Below are 17,985 nucleotides of genomic sequence, written 5' to 3'. Positions count from 1 at the left end.
GTGGCTCGGGGGGCCGGCGACCTCGTGGCGCCGGGCGGGGCGGGGGGCGCCGGGGGCGAGGGTGTCGCTGTCTGGTAGGGACGGGTTGGGGGGCGCCCCGCGGGGGGGGGGGGGGGGCGCGCCCCCCCGCACCCCCGATGAGGCAGGGTCAGATCAGGCCCTGCGCCAGCATCGCGTCCGCGACGAGCTCGAAGCCCGCGATGTTCGCGCCCACCACGTAGTTGCCCGGGCTGCCGTACTTCTCGGCCGTCGTGTGGCAGGAGTTGTGGATGTGGCGCATGATCTCCGCGAGCCGCTCCTCGGTGTGGGAGAAGGTCCAGGAGTCGCGTGAGGCGTTCTGCTGCATCTCCAGGGCGCTGGTGGCCACTCCGCCGGCGTTGGCCGCCTTGCCGGGGGCGAAGGCGACGCCCGCGTCCTGGAGGACGCGGACCGCGTCGGGGGTGGTGGGCATGTTGGCGCCCTCGGCGACCGCCTTGACCCCGTTGCGTACGAGGGCGAGCGCGTCGGCCTCGTGGAGTTCGTTCTGGGTGGCGCAGGGCAGGGCCACGTCCACGGGGACGCTCCAGACGCCCGTGCCCTCGACGTACCGCACGTGGTCGCCGCGCCGCTCGGCGTACTCGGAGATCCGACCGCGGCCCGTCTCCTTGATCTCCTTGAGCAGGTCGAGGTCGATGCCCTTCTCGTCGACGACGTAGCCGCCCGAGTCGGAGCAGGTCACAACGGTCGCGCCGAGCTGCTGGGCCTTCTCGATGGCGTAGATGGCCACGTTGCCGGAGCCGGACACCGCGATGCGCTGGCCGTCGAGGGAGTCGCCGCGCACCCGCAGCATTTCGGCGGTGAACAGGACGCAGCCGTAGCCGGTGGCCTCGGTGCGTGCCTGGGCGCCTCCCCAGCCGAGGCCCTTCCCGGTCAGCACGCCGGACTCGTAGCGGTTGGTGATCCGCTTGTACTGGCCGAAGAGGTAGCCGATCTCCCGGCCGCCGACGCCGATGTCACCGGCGGGGACGTCGGTGTACTCGCCCAGGTGACGGTGGAGTTCCGTCATGAACGACTGGCAGAACCGCATGACCTCGGCGTCGGACCGGCCCTTGGGGTCGAAGTCCGCGCCGCCCTTGCCGCCGCCGATCGGCATGCCGGTGAGGGCGTTCTTGAAGATCTGCTCGAAACCGAGGAACTTCACGATGCCGAGGTTGACTGAGGGGTGGAAGCGCAGCCCGCCCTTGTACGGGCCGAGCGAGCTGGAGAACTCGACGCGGAAGCCGCGGTTGACGTGGATGTCGCCGGCGTCGTCCGACCACGGCACCCGGAAGATGAGCTGCCGTTCGGGCTCGCAGACACGCTCGATGATGCGGGCGTCGACGAACTCCGGTCGCTTCGCCAGCACGGGGCCCAGGGTTTCGAGGACCTCGCGCACCGCCTGGTGGAATTCGCCCTCACCCTGGTTGCGTCGCAGGATCTCCGCGTAGAGCGGCTCGATGACACGGTTCTCGGCGGTGCGCGGGGTGAGCAAGTCGGAGCTGGCCGGCATCTGATCAAGACCTTCCGTGGGTGGGCTCTTGCGCGTCGGCGCTCCCTGTCCCCGGAGGCGCCACCGGCCCGTGGGGGCCGTTGCACCCGGCAAGTCTCGCAGCGCGGCCCCGCCGCGCCCCGGCGACATCCGCATGGTGGCCACGGCAGTTCGTTCCCCTACGGGCCCTTCTGCACCCGTACACCCCGCTCCCGCCGGAGCGGAGAACCCGTACGGCGCCCGCGTCGCGGGGCCGTACGGGTGGCGAACCTCACAGCCGGAGGAGGACGGCCGTGAGGTCCGCGCCGCCGCGGATCAGGCCGTGGCGTTCTCCGTCACGGTGACCTTTCCCTTGCGGATGGTCGCCACCCGGGGCGCCTTGCGGGCGAGGGAGCTGTCGTGCGTGACCATCACGAAGGTCAGTCCGTGCTCCTTCCACAGCCCGTCGAGCAACTCCATGATCTCGTCGCGCATGGACTCGTCGAGGTTGCCGGTCGGTTCGTCGGCGAGCAGCACCTTGGGCCGCTTCACCAGGGCCCGGGCGATCGCGACGCGCTGCTGCTGACCGCCGGACATCTCGCCCGGCAGATGGGTGGGCCGGTCGCCGAGGCCCACCGACTCCAGCGCTTCGGCGGCGCGTTCGCGACGGGTCCTCGCACCGAGGCCGAGGGGGACGAGTGCGGTCTCGACGTTCTCCTGGGCGGTGAGCGTCGGGATCAGGTTGAAGCTCTGGAAGACGAATCCGATGGACTCGGCCCGGACCTTGGTGAGCCGGGACTCGGGGAGCTTGGCCAGGTCGACACCGTCGAGCTCGATGGTGCCGGAGGTGGGCCGGTCGAGCCCGCCGAGCATCTGCAGGAGGGTGGACTTGCCTCCCCCGGTCGGGCCCTGGATGACGAGCCTTCCGCCGTCCTCGATGGTCAGATCGACACCGGCGAGCGCGTCGACGGGATTCTTGCCGCGCATGTAGCGCTTGGTGACGCCCTTGAGCTGGTACACGTGTGGACTCCTGCTGTACGTACGGGAGGGGTGGGGCCGGGGGGGATCTACGCGACGCGGCGCAGGGCGTCGGCCGGCCGGAGCCGGGAGGCGCGCCAGCCGCCGAAGGCCCCGGCGATCAGTCCGCCCGCCACCGCCAGGGCGACGGCTACGAGGATCGTGGTGAGGGAGACGGGCGCGGTCAGCGCGATGTCCAGGGTCTTGGACGCGGTCTGACGGCCGGGGCCGCCCCCGCCCATCGGGCCTCCGCCACCCATGCCACCGCCGCCGCCGGTGGAGCCGAGCTGGGCGCTGAGGGTGGGGCTGATGGCGGTCACGACGTAGGCGCCGGCGACGCCGACGGCGATACCGAGGACTCCGCCCATCAGGCCGTTGACGAGGGCTTCGCCGATGACCTGGCGGGTGACGCGTCCGCTCTTCCAGCCGAGCGCCTTGAGGGTGCCGAACTCCCGCACGCGCCGGCTGACCGCGGAGGAGGTCAGCAGACCCGCGACGAGGAAGGCGGCGATCAGGACCGCGATGGAGAGCCACTTGCCGACGCTGGAGGCCAGGTCGGAGGCGGTGGAGAGGGAGCCGGACACCGTGTCGGCGAGGTCGGCGGAGGTGGTGACCGTCGTGCCGGAGATGTTCTTCTGGATGGCGGCCTTGACGGTGTCGATCTGCTGCGAGTCCGCGGCCTGGACGTAGACCGTGGTGACCTTGTCCTTGGAATCGGCGACGGTCTGCGCCTGCTTCAGCGGGATGTAGACGTTGGCGGCCGCGTCACCGCTGTCCGCGGTGGAGACGCCGACGATCGTGTACTTCGTGCCGGAGATGGTGACGGTCTTGTCGACCGCGAGCTCCTTCTCCTTGGCGTAGGCGGAGTCGACGACCGCGACCTTGGCGTCCGTCTCGGTGGCCTTGAACGTACGGCCCTTGGTGATCTTGGAGGAGGTCAGCGGGCCGAGGCCCTGCTGGGTGACGTCGGTGCCGTACACGGTGAAGGAGTTGACGTCGAAGGATGCTCCGCCGCCCTCGACCCGGCCCTGCGGCTGGCCACCGCCGCCCTGGCCACCGCCGGGTCCACTCTGCCCCGCGCTCTCGTCCTGCTTGAACTCGCCGCGCTTGAACTGGCCGTCGACCTTCATGACCGTCAGGCTCAGCCCGCCGACGGCGTCCGCCACGCCCTCCTGCTCGCCGACCTTGTCGACGGTGCTGGAGGCCAGCGTCTGGAAGCCCTGGACCATGACGCGGTCCGTGCTCTGGGTGGCGTCCTCGTCCTCCTTGGCGTCGAAGTTGAACCTGGGCCGCTCGGTGCCCCCGGAACCCTGGGCGGCGGCGGCCTTGGTCACCGTCATGTCCGTGCCCAGGCCGTACAGCGATTCGAGGACCTTGTCCTGGGCCTTGCTCATGCCCGAGGAGACCGAACTGACGATGATGACCAGCGCAATGCCGAGGGCGAGCCCCGAGGCGACGACGAGCGCCGCCTTTCTGCGGCGGCGCAGCTCGCGCCGGAGGTAGGTGAAGAACATGGCGCGAAGATATGGAGCGGGCGTGATGAGGAGTTAAGTCTCCGATGAGAGCAGCATGAGAACACTGCCGGCGCACATACGGGCCCGGCGCGGGCACGTCGAAGGCGGCGGCGCCCGGAAGGATCCGGGTGCCGCCGCCTTCGGAGGGGAAGAGGTGCGGTCAGGAGGTCAGGCGGCGTTCGCCGTCCACTCCGACCAGCTCATGTTCCAGCCGTTGAGGCCGTTGTCGGGAGCGATGGTCTTGTCCGGGGAGTTCTTGACGATGACCACGTCGCCGATCATGGAGTTGTCGTAGAACCACGCACCGGCCGTGCCCGGGTCGTCGGCGCCCTTCGCGTCGGACAGGCCGACACAGCCGTGACTGGTGTTGGCGCTGCCGAAGATCGACTTGGCGCCCCAGTAGTTGCCGTGGATGAAGGTGCCCGACGTGGACAGCCGCATGGCGTGCGGCACGTCCTTGATGTCGTACTCACCCTTGCCGTCGTCGTCCGTAAAGCCGACCGTCGAACCGTCCATGCGGGTCTCCTTGAACTTCTCGGAGATCACCATCTGGCCGTTGTACGTCGGGTTGTCCGAGGATCCGGCGGAGATCGGGATGGTCTTGATCGTCTTGCCGTCCTGGGTGACGGTCATCGTGTGCGCCTTGGCGTCCACGGTGGAGACCTGGTTGCGGCCGACCTTGAAGGTGACCGTCTTCTGCTGCACGCCCACGACACCGTCGGCGCCCTCGACGCCGTCCAGCGCCAGCTTCAGCGTGACGGTGGAGCCGCCCTGCCAGTAGTCCTCGGGGCGCAGGTCGAGACGCTGGTTGTTGAACCAGTGACCGACGACTTCCTGGCCGCTGCTCGACGTCACCTTGATGCCGTCCTGGACGGCCTTCTTGTTGGTGATCGCCTTGTTGAAGTTGATCGAGACCGGCATGCCGACGCCGACGGTGGAACCGTCCTCGGGGGTGAAGTTGCCGATGAAGCTGTTCTCCGGCGAGACGGTCGTGAAGGAGCTGTTGGCGTGCGCCTCACGGTCCTTCGAGTCCGACGCGGTCGCACTGATCTTGTACGTCGTCGAGCGCTCGAGCTGACCGGCGGGCTTCCAGCTGGAGCCGTCGGCCGCGAGGGTGCCCTCGACGGCTTCACCCTCGGCCGTGGTCATGGTGACCTCGGTCAGCTTGCCCTTGGCCACGGTGACCATCGCGGCGTTGTTGATGCTCGCGTTCGTCGCACCGTTCTTCGGCGCGATCGTTATCTGCGCCTCGGAAGCGTCCTTGGCCGCCGCCTCGTCCACCTGCGCCTGTGACGTCTTCGAGCTGTCGGAGCTCGCGCCCGAGTTCGTACCGCCGTCGTCGCTGCATGCGGAAAGCACCAGCACGCCGCCGAGCAGTGCGGACGCGGCCATGAGGCCCCTGCGCCGCTTGCTGTCCGTCATCACACGCTTCTCCATCGTTGCCGATTCCCCAAGATCCCCGGACAGGGTCGCCCGACGGCGATTCCTCGTCAATGTTCCAAGAACACCGTGACCGGGTCTTCCGTTCCACATCCGCCGCGGATGTGGGGAACAACACTCATCGACGCACCCGTGGCCACGGCGGTTCCCGCCACCTGTGAGGAGTGCCTCGCGAGCGTCAGCGTTCCGTATCCCCGCCGCCTTCTTCGTCGTCCGTGTCATTGTCCTCGATCCCGTAGTACGCCTCGTCCCCGTCCTCTCCGGCGACCCAGTCCTCGGCGTCGGGGTCGTAGTCGATCGTCTCGCTGCTCCAGGAGGCCTGGGCGAGCTCGACCCCGGGCACCTGGCTCACCAGATCGAACGGGTCGATCAGCGAGGCGAGGGCCTCCGCTGCGTCTTCCCTGACGGTCTGCTCGGCATGCGTGCGTTCCTCGGCGGACTCGTCGGCGGACGCTCCGGATGCGGTGAAATCCGCGGCGATGCTCTCCAGGGCGGTGCCGGTCAGGGCGTCCGCGTCGCTGACCTCCAGCACCATCTCCACGCGAAGCCGAACAAATGAGGGTGTCTCAGAAGTGCTCATACGCCGGAGCGTAAGGCTCCCTGGACCTGTGGCTTTCCACCGACCCGCTGCTTTGCTTAGCATCGGTCCACGGGGCTAACTGATGGTTGTCGCAAGGGGATCGATTCTGTGTCCATCGCTCGTCGCACGCTGCTGACCACCACAGCGGCAGGCACCCTGCTCTGTGCTCTCTGGTTCGTCCCCTCCGCCAACGCGAGCGGCGGGACAGACACGCGGAGCGGTTCGGCCGGCTCGTCCGCCGGTTCCTCCACCGAGGCCCGACATGCCTCCGCCACGGCGGAGTTCACCTCCGGGGACACGCTCGCCGACACCGGGGCGGGCGTCGACACGACTCCCTACCTGATCGGCGGCTCGGCCTCCCTGTGCGTCGGTGCGGGGTTCGTCGTGTACTCGGTGCGCCGGGGCGGCACACTGCGCACCGGCCTCTGAGGTACGTGAGGGCTGCCGCACCCCGCGGGGTGCGGCAGCCCTCACGCGTACGGCCTCAGGCCAGCGGCCCGGTCACCGCCTCCACGGCCGTGACCAGCTTCCCCTCCCGCACGAAGGCGTCGGCGGCGGCCAGGTCAGGAGCGAGGAAGCGGTCGGGGCCGGGGCCCTGGACCCCGGCGGCGCGCAGTGCCGCGATGACGGCCTGAGTGGCGGGCGCGGGGGTCAGCCCCTCGGCGGCGCGCAGCTCGACGGCGCGTGTGGCGGCGTACAGCTCGACGGCCACGATCCTCGCGAGACCGGTGACGGCCATACGGAGCTTCCGCGCGGCCGACCAGCCCATGGAGACGTGGTCCTCCTGCATCGCGGAGGAGGGGATCGAGTCGACGGACGCCGGTACGGCGAGCCGCTTCAGCTCGCTGACCAGGGCGGCCTGCGTGTACTGGGCGATCATCAGCCCCGAGTCCACCCCGGCGTCGTCGGCGAGGAACGGCGGAAGGCCGTGCGAGCGGTTCTTGTCCAGCAGCCGGTCCGTGCGGCGCTCGGTGATCGACCCGAGGTCGGCGGCGACGATGGCCAGGAAGTCGAGGACGTACGCGACGGGGGCGCCGTGGAAGTTCCCGTTCGACTCCACCCGCCCGTCCGGAAGCACGACCGGGTTGTCGACCGCGGAGGCCAGCTCACGGTCCGCGACGAGCGCCCCGTGCGTGAGGGTGTCGCGCCCGGCCCCGTTGACCTGGGGTGCGCAGCGCACGGAGTAGGCGTCCTGGACCCGGGGCGCGTCGTCCTGGTGGTGACCGGTGAGCCCGGACCCGGCGAGCACCCGCAGCATGTTGTCGGCGGAGACTCCCTGGCCGGGGTGCGGGCGGATGGCGTGCAGCTCCGGGGCGAGGACCCGGTCGGTGCCGAGGAGCGCCTCCAGGGAGAGCGCGGCGGTGATGTCCGCGCTGGTGTAGAGGTTCTTCAGGTCCGCCAGGGCCATCACGAGCATGCCGAGCATGCCGTCGGTGCCGTTGAGGAGGGCGAGGCCCTCCTTCTCGCGCAGCTCGACAGGGGTGATGCCGTGCGCCGCGAGAAGTTCGCCGGCCGGCCGCACGGTGCCGTCGGGGCCCTCCGCGTCGCCCTCCCCCATCAGGGTCAGGGCGCAGTGCGAGAGCGGGGCGAGGTCGCCGGAGCAGCCGAGCGAGCCGTATTCGTGGACGACGGGGGTGATGCCCGCGTTGAGCACGTCGGCCATGGTCTGCGCGACCTCGGGGCGTACGCCGGTGTGACCGGAGGCGAGCGTCTTCAGCCGCAGGAACATCAGCGCGCGGACCACCTCGCGCTCGACGTGGGGGCCCATGCCCGCCGCGTGCGAGCGGACGATGTTGCGCTGCAGCTGCGCACGCAGACCGGGGCTGATGTGCCGGCTGGCCAGGGCCCCGAAGCCGGTGGAGACGCCGTAGACCGGCTCGGGCTTGGCGGCGAGGGCGTCGACGATCTCCCGTGCTGCGGAGAGCGCCTCGACGGCGGCTGCGGAGAGCTCGACCCGGGCACCCTGACGGGCCACGGCGACGACGTCCTCCGCGGTCGTTCCGGACGTCCCCACCACGACTGTATGCATATCCATATTCAGAATCGTACGGACTGAAACCCGTCATGTCACCAGTGGTCGTGCGGTTGACCCCTTACGCCCTCATCCGCGGCCGCCGGCGTCGCCACCGGGCGGATTACCGCGGAGCCTGCGGCGGTCGTGGGGGGACCTGGGCGGGGAGTCGGCCAGCCGGATCACGTCACCGTCGCGCCCGGCGACCACCGGCCGCCGGGAGTGCGCGGCCTTCGCCTGGTACTGGGCGGCGTCCGCCAGCCGGAAGAGCCGGCGCGCGGACGGCACCGGGCCGATGTCGTCACCGGTGGACGCGACCCCGCAGGCGACCCCGTCCCCGAGCTCCAGGGAGACCGCCCGCGCACAGAGCTCCTCGGAGACCCGGACCACGTCGTCCGCCGGAGGGCCCACGACCAGCAGGCAGAACTCGTCCCCGCCCAGGCGCGCGGCGAGGGCGCCGGGGAGCATCGCGCCGCAGAGCGAGAGCACCGAGCCGAAACGTTCCAGCAGACGGTCGCCCACCGCGTGGCCGTGCGTGTCGTTGACCGCCTTGAGGCCGTTCAGATCGCACACGACCAGGCTGACCACGGCCCCCTCGGTGCGGTGCAGGTCCACCGCCTCGTCCAGGCGGAGATCGACGGCCCTGCGGTTGGCGAGGCCGGTCAGCGGGTCCGTGAAGGCCAGCTTGCGGACCTCCTCCAGCCGCTCGGTCTGCGCGATGCCCGCGGCGACGACGGCGGCCAGCACGGTCGCGAAGTCCGCGTCGTCCCGGTCGAAGACCGGAGCCCCCGCCGGACGGGCCACGTACAGCTCCCCCCAGGCCCGCCCGTGCAGCACGATCGGCGCCACCACACAGCAGCCCCGCCCGCGCCGGCGCAGCGCCGCGACCCGCTGGTGGCAGTACGGGCGGGCACCCCTGGCCGGCGCCCCGGCGGCCGGGGCGCCGTCGGCGGTCTCCACCCAGGCGTCGGGCTCGCCGCCGCCCGCCCAGCGCTCATGCAGGAACTCGGTGATCTCCGGGAACTGGTGCACGGGGTAGGCCTCGGCCTCGGGGAACTCCTCCTCCCCCTCGGCACGCTCCCCCGCGTTGACCAGCACGCGCAGCCTGCCCTGCTCCCGCTCCCACACGGAGAGGGCGGCGAAGCTGCCGGCCAGCGCCTCGCACGCCCCCACCGCCGCGGCGCGCCAGGACTCGCGCGGGGTATAGGCCGCCGCCATCGTCTGTGCCAGCGCAACCACGGCGCGCAGCCGCGCATCATCGCCCATCGCCCCAGCTTAGGTAGGTTTGTGACGATTTGATCAGTCGGCGGCACTGATGATCTTCAGATCGCTCCCCGGAACACCCCGGACCACGCGTGGATCATTCGCCGGGCCAGCTGGGCTTCCGCTTCTCGTTGAACGCGGCGACACCCTCGGCCCGGTCGCCGGAGAAGGCCACGGACCGCCAGGCAGCGTCCTCCACCTCGAGGCCGGCCCGCAGGTCCAGCCCCTGCCCCAGCCGCAGGGCCCGCTTGGCCGCCCGGAGCCCCACCGGGGAGTTCGCCGCGATCCGGCCGCCGAGCGCCAGCGCCTCCTCCCGGTCCCGGCCGGCCTCGACCAGCTCGTCGACCAGGCCCAGCTCGCGCGCCTCGGCGGCCTCCACCCGCCGGGCGGAGAAGACCAGCTCGGCGGCGCGCGCCGCGCCGACCCGCCTGGGCAGCAGCTGTGTGCCGCCGCCGCCCGGGATGACGCCGACGGACACCTCGGGCAGACCGACCACGGCCGTACGGTCGGCCACGATCACGTCGCAGGCCAGCGCGAGCTCGAAGCCACCGCCGAGGGCGAAGCCGTGCACGGCGGCGACGACCGGCATCGGGAGCTCCAGCACACCGGTGTAGGCGGCCCTCGCCGTGGGCCGCTGCCGCACGAGCTCGGCGTCCGTGAAGGAGTTCCGCTCCTTGAGGTCCGCGCCCACGCAGAAGGCCCGGTCGTGGCTGGACGTGAGCACGGTCGCCCTCACCCCCTTATCGGCGCCGAGCGCGGAACAGGCCTCGGCGATGGACCGGGCCATCGCGGTGCTCACGGCGTTCATGGCCTTGGGCCGGTCGAGCACCAGCTCGGCGACGTGGTCCTGGCCCTCGTGCCGCCGTACGACGACGAACTCCCCGAACCTCTGCTCCGACGTGACACCCATGACTGCACCCCTCCGGTTAACGAGCGTTACCGGGATCCTAAGGCGGGGCCCCTGCCCCAGTTAGGTCGAGGGCTTGCCCCGCCGGGCCAGCAGCCACGGCTCCACCACGCCCAGCCCGCGGACCGGCCGCTGCCACATCGGCTGGAGCCCGAAGCGGTACGCGGGCGCCGGCGGCTCCTCGTCCGGGCGGCGGTCCTCCTTCTCCGCCAGCCGGGCCCGCTCGGCCGCCGCGGCGGCCTCCTCGGCCTCGGAGGCGGGGGCGTCGCCGTTCCTGATCAGCTCCGCGGCGAAGGCGCCGTCGACCAGCACCGCGTCCTTCGGCGCTATCGACGTGAGCCGGCTTGCCAGGTTCACCGTCGTACCGAACACGTCGCCCATGCGCGTGGTGACCGTGCCGAACGCGATGCCGACGCGCAGCGCCGGCATCGTCGTGTCCTGGGCCATCGCCTCGACCAGCCGGAGCGCTATCTCGCCCGCCGTGCCCGCGTCGTCCGCGGCGAAGAGGACCTCGTCGCCCAGGGTCTTGATGAGCCGTCCGCCGTGCGCGGCGACCAGGTCGGCCGAGGTGGTCTCGAAGGCCTCGACCAGCTCGCCGAGCTCCTCCTCCTCCAGCCGCCGGGTCAGCCGGGTGAAGCCGACGAGGTCGGCGAAGCCCACGGCGAGCCGCCGGTCGACCATCTCCTCGTCGTCCCCGGTCTGCACGACCCGTCCCGTGGCTGCGGCGAGCTGGCGCCGCCACACGTAGACCAGGAACTCCTGCAGTTCGGGCAGGAGCAGCTCGATCAGCGGATACGTGACCTCGGTGCGGGTCATTCCGGGTTCGGGGGGCTCGGTCAGCCCCGCCAGGAACGAGTCGATCTGCCACTCGGCGAGCCGGGCGGTGGTCTGCCCGGTCGACCGGGCCACCTGGATCGCCATCGGCTCGCTGAGCAGTCCGGCCTCCACGAGACCGGCGAGGCGGCGCAGCGCCAGGACGTCGGCCTCGGTCAGCGCCTTGGCCTGCCCGATGTCGGCGAAGCCCATGGCCCGCCAGAACCGGGACGCCAGGTCCATGGAGACCCCGGCGGTCCTGGCCGCCTGGAACGGCGTGTAGCGGCGGTCGGCCCCCAGGATCAGGGCCTCCAGCCGGATGGCGAGCGGGTCGTCCGTCGGTTCGGCCGTGTGGTCGACCTCGTGATGCGGTGTCGAGTGGACGGACGGTCCCGACGAGGGCTCCGCGCCGTCGTCGGAGTTCGTGTCGTCGACGGTCACCGGCCGCCTCCTGCCCGTTCCCTGCGCACTGCCCTGCCGATCTGTCGCTGGATCGCCTCAACGATACGGCAGGTGTGCCCTGGCTCACGTCCGTGGTGGCGCGGTTCCGGTTCCGTCATACGTGACATCACCCGTATGTGCGGGGCGCGCGATCAGGTGAGGCCGCCCTCCTCTCCGCGCAGGTGGACGATGTCGCCGGCCGACACGGGCTCCTGGATGCCGTCGCCCGTGGCGAGCACGAGCCGTCCGTCGCCGTCGATCGCGACGGCCTCGCCGACGAGGGACCGGTCGCCGGGCAGCTCGGCGCGCACGGTCCGGTCGAGCGTGGCGCAGCCCGCCGCGTAGGCCGCCTGGAGCCCGCACTCGGCGGCGTCGCCGTTCGCGTCGCGCCATCGGCCGTACCACTGTTCCAGTGAACGCAGGACGGCCCGGAGCAGGGTCTCGCGGTCGGTGGAGACGGCTCCGGCGAGCGCCAGCGAGCCGGCGTGCGGGGCGGGCAGCTCGGCTGCGCGCAGCGACACGTTGAGGCCGATGCCGATGACGACACCGTCCCCGGCGCGCTCGGCGAGGATGCCGCCGGTCTTGCGTTCCGTGCCCCCGATCGTCACCAGGAGGTCGTTGGGCCATTTCAGCGCCATGTCCACCCCCGCCGACTGCGCGAGGCCCGTGGCGGCCGCGACGCCGGTCAGCAGCGGCAGCCATCCCCACCGCTCGGCGGGTACGCCGCCGGGGGTCAGGTGGACGGAGAGGAAGAGGCCCGAGCGGGGCGGGGCCGTCCAGCTCCGGTCGAGACGCCCGCGGCCGGCGGTCTGCTCCTCCGCGACCAGCACCGCGCCTTCGGCCAGACCGCCGCCGGCGGCCCGTGCCGCGAGGTCGGTGTTGGTGGAGCCGGTCGCCTCGACGATGTCGAGCGAGGTCCACAGGCCGCCGGGCTTCAGCAGCCCCCGGCGGAGCGCCGTGGCGTTCAGGGGCGGCCGGTCGAGGTCCGACCAGCGGTTGTGCGGCGCATCGGGAGGTGTCATGCAACCCACATTAGGTGTGGCCAACGACGCACTGCCGAACCGTATCCGCGCCGATACGCTACGGGTCAGTAGCCGCCGACGAGCAGGCAGCCGTCGAGCACGCATGGTCCAGCACATTCACTGGATGTACCAGCCGTCCCCGTGACAAGGCAGGGAGCCGCCACCCGATGTCCGAGCCGCAGAGCGACATCCACACCACCGCGGGCAAGATCGCGGACCTGCAGCGCCGTATCGAAGAGGCCACACACGCAGGTTCCGCCCGTGCGGTCGAAAAGCAGCACGCGAAGGGCAAGTTGACCGCCCGGGAGCGCGTCGATCTCCTGCTCGACGAAGGTTCCTTCGTGGAGCTCGACGAGTTCGCACGGCACCGGTCCACCAATTTCGGCATCGAGAAGAACCGGCCTTACGGGGACGGCGTCGTCACCGGCTACGGCACGGTCGACGGCCGCCCCGTCTGCGTGTACTCGCAGGACTTCACGATTTTCGGCGGCTCGCTCGGCGAGGTCTACGGCGAGAAGATCGTCAAGGTCATGGACTTCGCGATGAAGACCGGCTGCCCGGTGATCGGCATCAACGACGGCGGCGGCGCCCGCATCCAGGAGGGTGTGGCCGCCCTCGGACTCTTCGCCGAGATCTTCCGCCGCAACGTCCACGCCTCGGGTGTCGTCCCGCAGATCTCCCTGATCGTCGGGCCGTGCGCGGGCGGCGCGGTCTACTCCCCCGCGATCACCGACTTCACGGTCATGGTCGACCAGACCTCGCACATGTTCATCACGGGTCCGGACGTCATCAAGACGGTCACCGGTGAGGACGTCGGCTTCGAGGAGCTGGGCGGCGCCCGCACGCACAACACCACGTCCGGCGTGGCCCACCACATGGCGGGCGACGAGAAGGACGCCATCGAGTACGTCAAGTCCCTGCTGTCCTACCTCCCGTCGAACAACCTCTCCGAGGCCCCGGCCTTCCCCGAGGAGGCCGACCTGGAGACCACGGACGAGGACCGCGAGCTCGACAGCCTCATCCCGGACTCGGCGAACCAGCCGTACGACATGCACACCGCGATCGAGCACGTGCTCGACGACGGCGAGTTCCTGGAGACGCAGGCCCTGTTCGCGCCGAACATCCTCACCGGTTTCGGGCGCGTCGAGGGCTACCCGGTCGGCATCGTCGCCAACCAGCCGATGCAGTTCGCCGGCTGCCTGGACATCAACGCGAGCGAGAAGGCCGCACGCTTCGTCCGTACGTGCGACGCGTTCAACGTGCCGGTCCTGACCTTCGTGGACGTCCCGGGCTTCCTGCCGGGTGTCGACCAGGAGTACGGCGGGATCATCCGGCGCGGTGCCAAGCTGATCTACGCGTACGCGGAGGCGACCGTCCCGCTGATCACGGTGATCACGCGCAAGGCGTTCGGCGGGGCGTACGACGTCATGGGGTCCAAGCACCTGGGCGCCGACCTGAATCTGGCCTGGCCGACGGCGCAGATCGCGGTGATGGGCGCGCAGGGCGCGGTGAACATCCTGCACCGGCGCACCATCGCCGCCGCCGACGATCCGGACGCCACCCGCGCCGAGCTGATGGCCGGCTACGAGGACGCGCTCCTCAACCCGTACGTCGCGGCCGAGCGCGGCTACGTCGACGCGGTGATCATGCCGTCCGACACCCGGGCGCACCTCGTGAAGGGCCTGCGCCAGCTCCGTACGAAGCGCGAGAGCCTGCCGCCCAAGAAGCACGGCAACATCCCCCTCTGACCACCGGGAGCCATCATGATCAAGGTCGTACGGGGCAATCCGACCCCGGAGGAGCTCGCCGCCGCCCTCGCCGTGGTGCGGGCGCGCGCGGCGGCGGTGACCGACGTGCCGTCCGGCGCCCCGCTGCCGCCCGAGCAGTGGTCGGACCCGGGGCGGATCGCCCGCCGGGGCGCGCTCCGGCCGGGCCCCCGGGCCTGGGCGCGGACGTACTGGCCCTCCTGAGAGCGGGCCGAGCGGCGCTTGAGTACGCGTACTCAGGCGCCGCAGCCGTCTCCGGAGCACCATCGGATCCATGCTGTGGTCCGACCCCGAGAACAAGCCGCCGAAGGAACTGCGCGACGCCCAGGACATGATGCGCCGTGCGGGGCTGCTGCTCGCGCTGGCCATGGTCGTGGCGATGTTCGTCCTGGGCACCCGGTGAGGCGACAGGGGCCGCGGCGGCCCCGCCTACGATGGCGGGTATGACTGACCAGCGCCGCCTCGTGCTCGCCTCCGCGTCCCCCGCCCGTCTCGGCCTCCTGCGGCAGGCGGGATTCGCCCCCGAGGTGATCGTCAGCGGTGTGGACGAGGACGCGCTGACCGCTCCGTCCCCGGGTGAGCTGGCGCTCGTGCTGGCCGAGGCGAAGGCCGCCGCGGTGGCGGCCCGCCCGGAGGCCACGGGCGCGCTCGTCATCGGCTGCGACTCGGTGCTGGAGCTGGACGGCGAGGCGCTCGGCAAGCCCGCCGACAGCGAGGAGGCCACCTCCCGCTGGAAGTCCATGCGCGGCCGTTCGGGCATCCTGCAGACGGGGCACTGCGTCGTCGACACGGCCACCGGCCGCACGGTGTCGGAGACCGCGTCCACCGTCGTCAGGTTCGGCGAGCCGACGGACGCCGAGGTGGCGGCCTACGTCGCCTCGGGTGAGCCTCTCCATGTCGCCGGGGCGTTCACCCTGGACGGCCGCTCGGCGCCGTTCGTCGAGGCGATCGAGGGCAGCCACGGCAACGTCATCGGGCTCTCGCTGCCGCTGCTGCGCCGCCTGCTGGGCGAACTGGGCGTCTCCGTCACCGACTTGTGGGTCTGAGCGCAGCCGGCGTCACACCGGCTCCGGAGCGGCTCCGGTGGGCTTCACCGCTTCCGGCTCGCTCCGGTCGAACGCCACCAGGGTCAGCACGATCAGCGCCAGGACGGCCATCAGGAACACGAAGGCGGCCCAGCCGATCAGCCCCACGGCGAGGGCGCCCAGCACCCCGTGGACGACCGCGCAGGCGATCAGGGTGATCCTGCCGACGCGGCCCGGAGCCCGGTCGCGTATCCCGGCCAGGAGCGGTATCAGCCCGCAGAGCACCAGCAGGACCCCGGAGACGCCGCCCATCACCCATGTGCCGGTGACCATGGCGTCCGGATCCATCCCGGCCAGGGACATGCGCTGGTTGCCGGCGACCGTCGCGAGGATGCCGTTGACGAGCACGATGCCGACGGCTTCCACGAACAGAACGATCGCGGTCACGAAGGCCACTGGTCTGCGCACCACCGCCCCCACCCCCTGTTACCTGTAGTACGTCCGGTACAGCGCGGACCCTACTAACCGGTAACGCCGCGGACAAGAGTTCGCGCACGCTTCCGCCACCCGTGGCGCCTCCCCGGGCGGTGGCAAAGATTCCCTCGTCCGTTCGTAGGGAGTCCACAAAGAAACGCCGCGCGGCGTTAACCGTACGAACAGAGACTTGGGCCACACTTCGTGGCTACTGTGCGGTTGAGGATCCCGGCGTACCGTGGTGCGACAAGGGATTTCGCGACTCGAGCAAGCCTCGAATCACACTCCGTGTGGGCAAGTTCACTATTGGGGACGGGTCGTACGGCCGTGTTGGTAGTCCCTAAACTCAGCTTGTTCTCAAGGAGGGAGTCATCGTGCGCAAGGTGCTCATCGCCAACCGTGGCGAAATCGCTGTCCGTGTTGCTCGGGCTTGCCGGGATGCCGGAATCGGGAGCGTAGCCGTCTACGCCGATCCGGACCGGGATGCTCTGCATGTGCGCGCGGCCGACGAGGCATTCGCCCTGGGCGGTGACACTCCGGCCGCCAGCTATCTGGACATGGCCAAGGTGCTCCAGGCGGCGAAGGATTCGGGAGCGGACGCGGTCCACCCCGGTTACGGCTTCCTGTCGGAGAACGCGGAGTTCGCGCAGGCGGTGCTCGACGCGGGTCTGACGTGGATCGGACCGCCGCCGCACGCCATCCGGGACCTCGGTGACAAGGTCGCCGCCCGCCACATCGCACAGCGTGCCGGTGCCCCGCTGGTGGCCGGCACACCCGACCCGGTGTCCGGTTCGGCCGAGGTCGTGGAGTTCGCGGAGAAGAACGGCCTGCCGATCGCGATCAAGGCCGCCTTCGGCGGTGGCGGGCGCGGGCTGAAGGTGGCCCGCACGCTGGAGGAGATCCCGGAGCTGTACGACTCGGCGGTCCGTGAGGCCGTCGCGGCGTTCGGCCGCGGGGAGTGCTTCGTGGAGCGCTACCTCGACAAGCCCCGGCACGTGGAGACGCAGTGCCTGGCCGACACCCACGGCAACGTCGTGGTCGTGTCCACCCGTGACTGCTCGCTGCAGCGCCGCCACCAGAAGCTGGTCGAGGAGGCTCCGGCCCCGTTCCTGTCCGAGGCGCAGAACGAGCAGCTGTACGCGGCGTCGAAGGCGATCCTGAAGGAAGCCGGCTACGTCGGCGCCGGCACCGTGGAGTTCCTCGTCGGTGCGGACGGCACGATCTCCTTCCTGGAGGTCAACACCCGTCTCCAGGTCGAGCACCCGGTCACCGAGGAGGTCACCGGCCTCGACCTCGTGCGCGAGATGTTCCGTATCGCCGACGGCGAGGAGCTCGGCTACGGCGACCCGGCGGTGCGCGGGCACTCCTTCGAGTTCCGGATCAACGGCGAGGACCCGGGCCGTGGCTTCCTGCCCGCCCCCGGCACCGTCACCCTCTTCGCCCCGCCCACCGGCCCCGGTGTCCGCCTGGACGCGGGTGTCGAGTCGGGCAGCGTCATCGGCCCGGCGTGGGACTCGCTGCTGGCCAAGCTGATCGTGACCGGTGCGACCCGCGAGCAGGCCCTGCAGCGCGCGGCGCGTGCGCTGGCCGAGTTCCAGGTGGAGGGCATGGCCACCGCCATCCCCTTCCACCGTGCGGTCGTCGCCGACCCGGCGTTCACCTCGGCCCCCTTCTCGATCCACACCCGGTGGATCGAGACGGAGTTCGTCAACGACATCAAGCCCTTCGCGGTCCCCGCCGACACGGAGGCCGACGAGGAGTCCGGCCGCGAGACCGTCGTCGTCGAGGTCGGCGGCAAGCGTCTGGAAGTCTCCCTGCCGTCCTCGCTCGGCATGAGCCTGGCCCGTACCGGCCTCGCCGCCGGGGCGAAGCCCAAGCGCCGCGCCGCGAAGAAGTCCGGCTCCGCGGCCTCGGGCGACACCCTCGCGTCGCCGATGCAGGGAACGATCGTCAAGATCGCCGTCGAGGAGGGCCAGGAGGTCAAGGAAGGCGATCTCATCGTCGTCCTCGAAGCCATGAAGATGGAGCAGCCCCTCAACGCGCACCGCTCCGGCACGGTGAAGGGTCTGGCGGCGGAGGTCGGCACCTCGGTGTCGTCCGGCGCCGCGATCTGCGAGATCAAGGACTGAGCGCTCGCTCTTCTGCCACTGGGGGCCCGGCGACCGCCGGGCCCCCAGTGGCATCCTTGTGACGCGGAGCGGACACCAGGGAGGACAGGGTGAGGGC

General features: G+C 71.1%; 17 protein-coding genes. 6 read left to right on the top strand and 11 right to left on the bottom strand.

What is annotated here, in order from left to right; all coding sequences use genetic code 11:
• Positions 1-148: 148 nt before the first annotated feature.
• From gdhA to ACIBCU_RS09005, 5 genes are all read right to left on the bottom strand, one after another.
• The gene (gene gdhA, locus ACIBCU_RS09025) at positions 149-1,528 is read right to left on the bottom strand and encodes an NADP-specific glutamate dehydrogenase (protein ID WP_399230270.1); all 1,380 of its coding nucleotides are present in this window, start codon (positions 1,526-1,528) and stop codon (positions 149-151) included.
• Between the two features lie 294 nt (positions 1,529-1,822).
• Positions 1,823-2,506 (bottom strand): ABC transporter ATP-binding protein, encoded by a 684-nt coding sequence (locus ACIBCU_RS09020; protein ID WP_362940670.1) that lies wholly within the window; start codon positions 2,504-2,506, stop codon positions 1,823-1,825.
• 47 nt (positions 2,507-2,553) lie between these two features.
• On the bottom strand, positions 2,554-4,017 hold the full coding sequence (locus ACIBCU_RS09015) for an ABC transporter permease (protein ID WP_399230268.1): 1,464 nt from the start codon (positions 4,015-4,017) through the stop codon (positions 2,554-2,556).
• A gap of 168 nt (positions 4,018-4,185) precedes the next feature.
• Positions 4,186-5,454, bottom strand: a complete 1,269-nt coding sequence (locus ACIBCU_RS09010) for an Ig-like domain-containing protein (RefSeq protein WP_362940664.1) — start codon at positions 5,452-5,454, stop codon at positions 4,186-4,188.
• A gap of 181 nt (positions 5,455-5,635) precedes the next feature.
• The gene (locus ACIBCU_RS09005; protein ID WP_362940662.1) at positions 5,636-6,037 is read right to left on the bottom strand and encodes a hypothetical protein; all 402 of its coding nucleotides are present in this window, start codon (positions 6,035-6,037) and stop codon (positions 5,636-5,638) included.
• Positions 6,038-6,145: 108 nt separating this feature from the next.
• Between ACIBCU_RS09005 and ACIBCU_RS09000 the strand changes: the two genes are divergently transcribed.
• A complete protein-coding gene (locus ACIBCU_RS09000) occupies positions 6,146-6,466 on the top strand; it encodes a hypothetical protein (protein ID WP_399230265.1) in 321 nt (106 codons plus the stop codon).
• A gap of 55 nt (positions 6,467-6,521) precedes the next feature.
• Here ACIBCU_RS09000 and hutH read toward each other — a convergent pair whose 3' ends face one another.
• From hutH to ACIBCU_RS08975, 5 genes are all read right to left on the bottom strand, one after another.
• A complete protein-coding gene (gene hutH, locus ACIBCU_RS08995; protein WP_399230263.1) occupies positions 6,522-8,072 on the bottom strand; it encodes a histidine ammonia-lyase in 1,551 nt (516 codons plus the stop codon).
• A 66-nt stretch (positions 8,073-8,138) separates the two neighbouring features.
• On the bottom strand, positions 8,139-9,314 hold the full coding sequence (locus tag ACIBCU_RS08990; RefSeq protein ID WP_399230260.1) for a diguanylate cyclase domain-containing protein: 1,176 nt from the start codon (positions 9,312-9,314) through the stop codon (positions 8,139-8,141).
• 94 nt (positions 9,315-9,408) lie between these two features.
• Entirely contained in the window at positions 9,409-10,221 is an 813-nt protein-coding gene (locus ACIBCU_RS08985; RefSeq protein ID WP_399230258.1) for an enoyl-CoA hydratase/isomerase family protein, read from the bottom strand.
• A 60-nt stretch (positions 10,222-10,281) separates the two neighbouring features.
• Positions 10,282-11,472, bottom strand: coding sequence for an adenylate/guanylate cyclase domain-containing protein (locus ACIBCU_RS08980; protein ID WP_362940648.1), 1,191 nt, complete (start codon positions 11,470-11,472; stop codon positions 10,282-10,284).
• A gap of 152 nt (positions 11,473-11,624) precedes the next feature.
• Positions 11,625-12,494 carry a biotin--[acetyl-CoA-carboxylase] ligase gene (locus ACIBCU_RS08975; RefSeq protein WP_399230256.1) on the bottom strand — a complete coding sequence of 290 codons (870 nt, stop codon included), beginning with the start codon at positions 12,492-12,494 and terminating at the stop codon, positions 11,625-11,627.
• 167 nt (positions 12,495-12,661) lie between these two features.
• Here ACIBCU_RS08975 and ACIBCU_RS08970 point away from each other — a divergent pair, with 167 nt between their 5' ends.
• The 4 genes from ACIBCU_RS08970 to ACIBCU_RS08955 all read left to right on the top strand — a co-directional run bounded on the left by ACIBCU_RS08970 (position 12,662) and on the right by ACIBCU_RS08955 (position 15,306).
• Positions 12,662-14,242, top strand: coding sequence for an acyl-CoA carboxylase subunit beta (locus ACIBCU_RS08970; protein WP_362940642.1), 1,581 nt, complete (start codon positions 12,662-12,664; stop codon positions 14,240-14,242).
• A gap of 15 nt (positions 14,243-14,257) precedes the next feature.
• Positions 14,258-14,464 carry an acyl-CoA carboxylase epsilon subunit gene (locus ACIBCU_RS08965; RefSeq protein ID WP_362940639.1) on the top strand — a complete coding sequence of 69 codons (207 nt, stop codon included), beginning with the start codon at positions 14,258-14,260 and terminating at the stop codon, positions 14,462-14,464.
• 70 nt (positions 14,465-14,534) lie between these two features.
• On the top strand, positions 14,535-14,663 hold the full coding sequence (gene mmpB / locus ACIBCU_RS08960) for a morphogenic membrane protein MmpB (RefSeq protein WP_099174806.1): 129 nt from the start codon (positions 14,535-14,537) through the stop codon (positions 14,661-14,663).
• A 31-nt stretch (positions 14,664-14,694) separates the two neighbouring features.
• Positions 14,695-15,306 (top strand): nucleoside triphosphate pyrophosphatase, encoded by a 612-nt coding sequence (locus tag ACIBCU_RS08955; RefSeq protein WP_399230253.1) that lies wholly within the window; start codon positions 14,695-14,697, stop codon positions 15,304-15,306.
• A 12-nt stretch (positions 15,307-15,318) separates the two neighbouring features.
• On the opposite strand, the gene ACIBCU_RS08950 is transcribed toward ACIBCU_RS08955, so the two are convergent.
• The gene (locus ACIBCU_RS08950) at positions 15,319-15,756 is read right to left on the bottom strand and encodes a hypothetical protein (RefSeq protein WP_399230250.1); all 438 of its coding nucleotides are present in this window, start codon (positions 15,754-15,756) and stop codon (positions 15,319-15,321) included.
• Positions 15,757-16,133: 377 nt separating this feature from the next.
• Between ACIBCU_RS08950 and ACIBCU_RS08945 the strand changes: the two genes are divergently transcribed.
• Positions 16,134-17,888: a biotin carboxylase N-terminal domain-containing protein gene (locus ACIBCU_RS08945; protein WP_362940633.1), complete on the top strand. Its 1,755-nt coding sequence runs from the start codon at positions 16,134-16,136 to the stop codon at positions 17,886-17,888.
• The last annotated feature ends 97 nt before the right edge of the window (positions 17,889-17,985 follow it).

It is taken from the genome of Streptomyces sp. NPDC051064, assembly GCF_044455985.1.
Taxonomy (GTDB): Bacteria; Actinomycetota; Actinomycetes; order Streptomycetales; family Streptomycetaceae; genus Streptomyces.
Note: the sequence above shows the minus strand (reverse complement) of the source record. Positions and strands in the feature narration are given on the sequence as shown.

Excerpts from the sequence above, each read along its gene's own strand:
- gdhA (WP_399230270.1), bottom strand. The coding sequence starts at position 1,528 with ATGCCGGCCAGCTCCGACTTGCTCACCCCGCGCACCGCCGAGAACCGT.
- ACIBCU_RS09015 (WP_399230268.1), bottom strand. The coding sequence starts at position 4,017 with ATGTTCTTCACCTACCTCCGGCGCGAGCTGCGCCGCCGCAGAAAGGCG.
- ACIBCU_RS09010 (WP_362940664.1), bottom strand. The coding sequence starts at position 5,454 with ATGGAGAAGCGTGTGATGACGGACAGCAAGCGGCGCAGGGGCCTCATG.
- ACIBCU_RS09005 (WP_362940662.1), bottom strand. The coding sequence starts at position 6,037 with ATGAGCACTTCTGAGACACCCTCATTTGTTCGGCTTCGCGTGGAGATG.
- hutH (WP_399230263.1), bottom strand. The coding sequence starts at position 8,072 with ATGGATATGCATACAGTCGTGGTGGGGACGTCCGGAACGACCGCGGAG.
- ACIBCU_RS08990 (WP_399230260.1), bottom strand. The coding sequence starts at position 9,314 with ATGGGCGATGATGCGCGGCTGCGCGCCGTGGTTGCGCTGGCACAGACG.
- ACIBCU_RS08985 (WP_399230258.1), bottom strand. The coding sequence starts at position 10,221 with ATGGGTGTCACGTCGGAGCAGAGGTTCGGGGAGTTCGTCGTCGTACGG.
- ACIBCU_RS08975 (WP_399230256.1), bottom strand. The coding sequence starts at position 12,494 with ATGACACCTCCCGATGCGCCGCACAACCGCTGGTCGGACCTCGACCGG.
- ACIBCU_RS08970 (WP_362940642.1), top strand. The coding sequence starts at position 12,662 with ATGTCCGAGCCGCAGAGCGACATCCACACCACCGCGGGCAAGATCGCG.
- ACIBCU_RS08965 (WP_362940639.1), top strand. The coding sequence starts at position 14,258 with ATGATCAAGGTCGTACGGGGCAATCCGACCCCGGAGGAGCTCGCCGCC.
- mmpB (WP_099174806.1), top strand. The coding sequence starts at position 14,535 with ATGCTGTGGTCCGACCCCGAGAACAAGCCGCCGAAGGAACTGCGCGAC.
- ACIBCU_RS08955 (WP_399230253.1), top strand. The coding sequence starts at position 14,695 with ATGGCGGGTATGACTGACCAGCGCCGCCTCGTGCTCGCCTCCGCGTCC.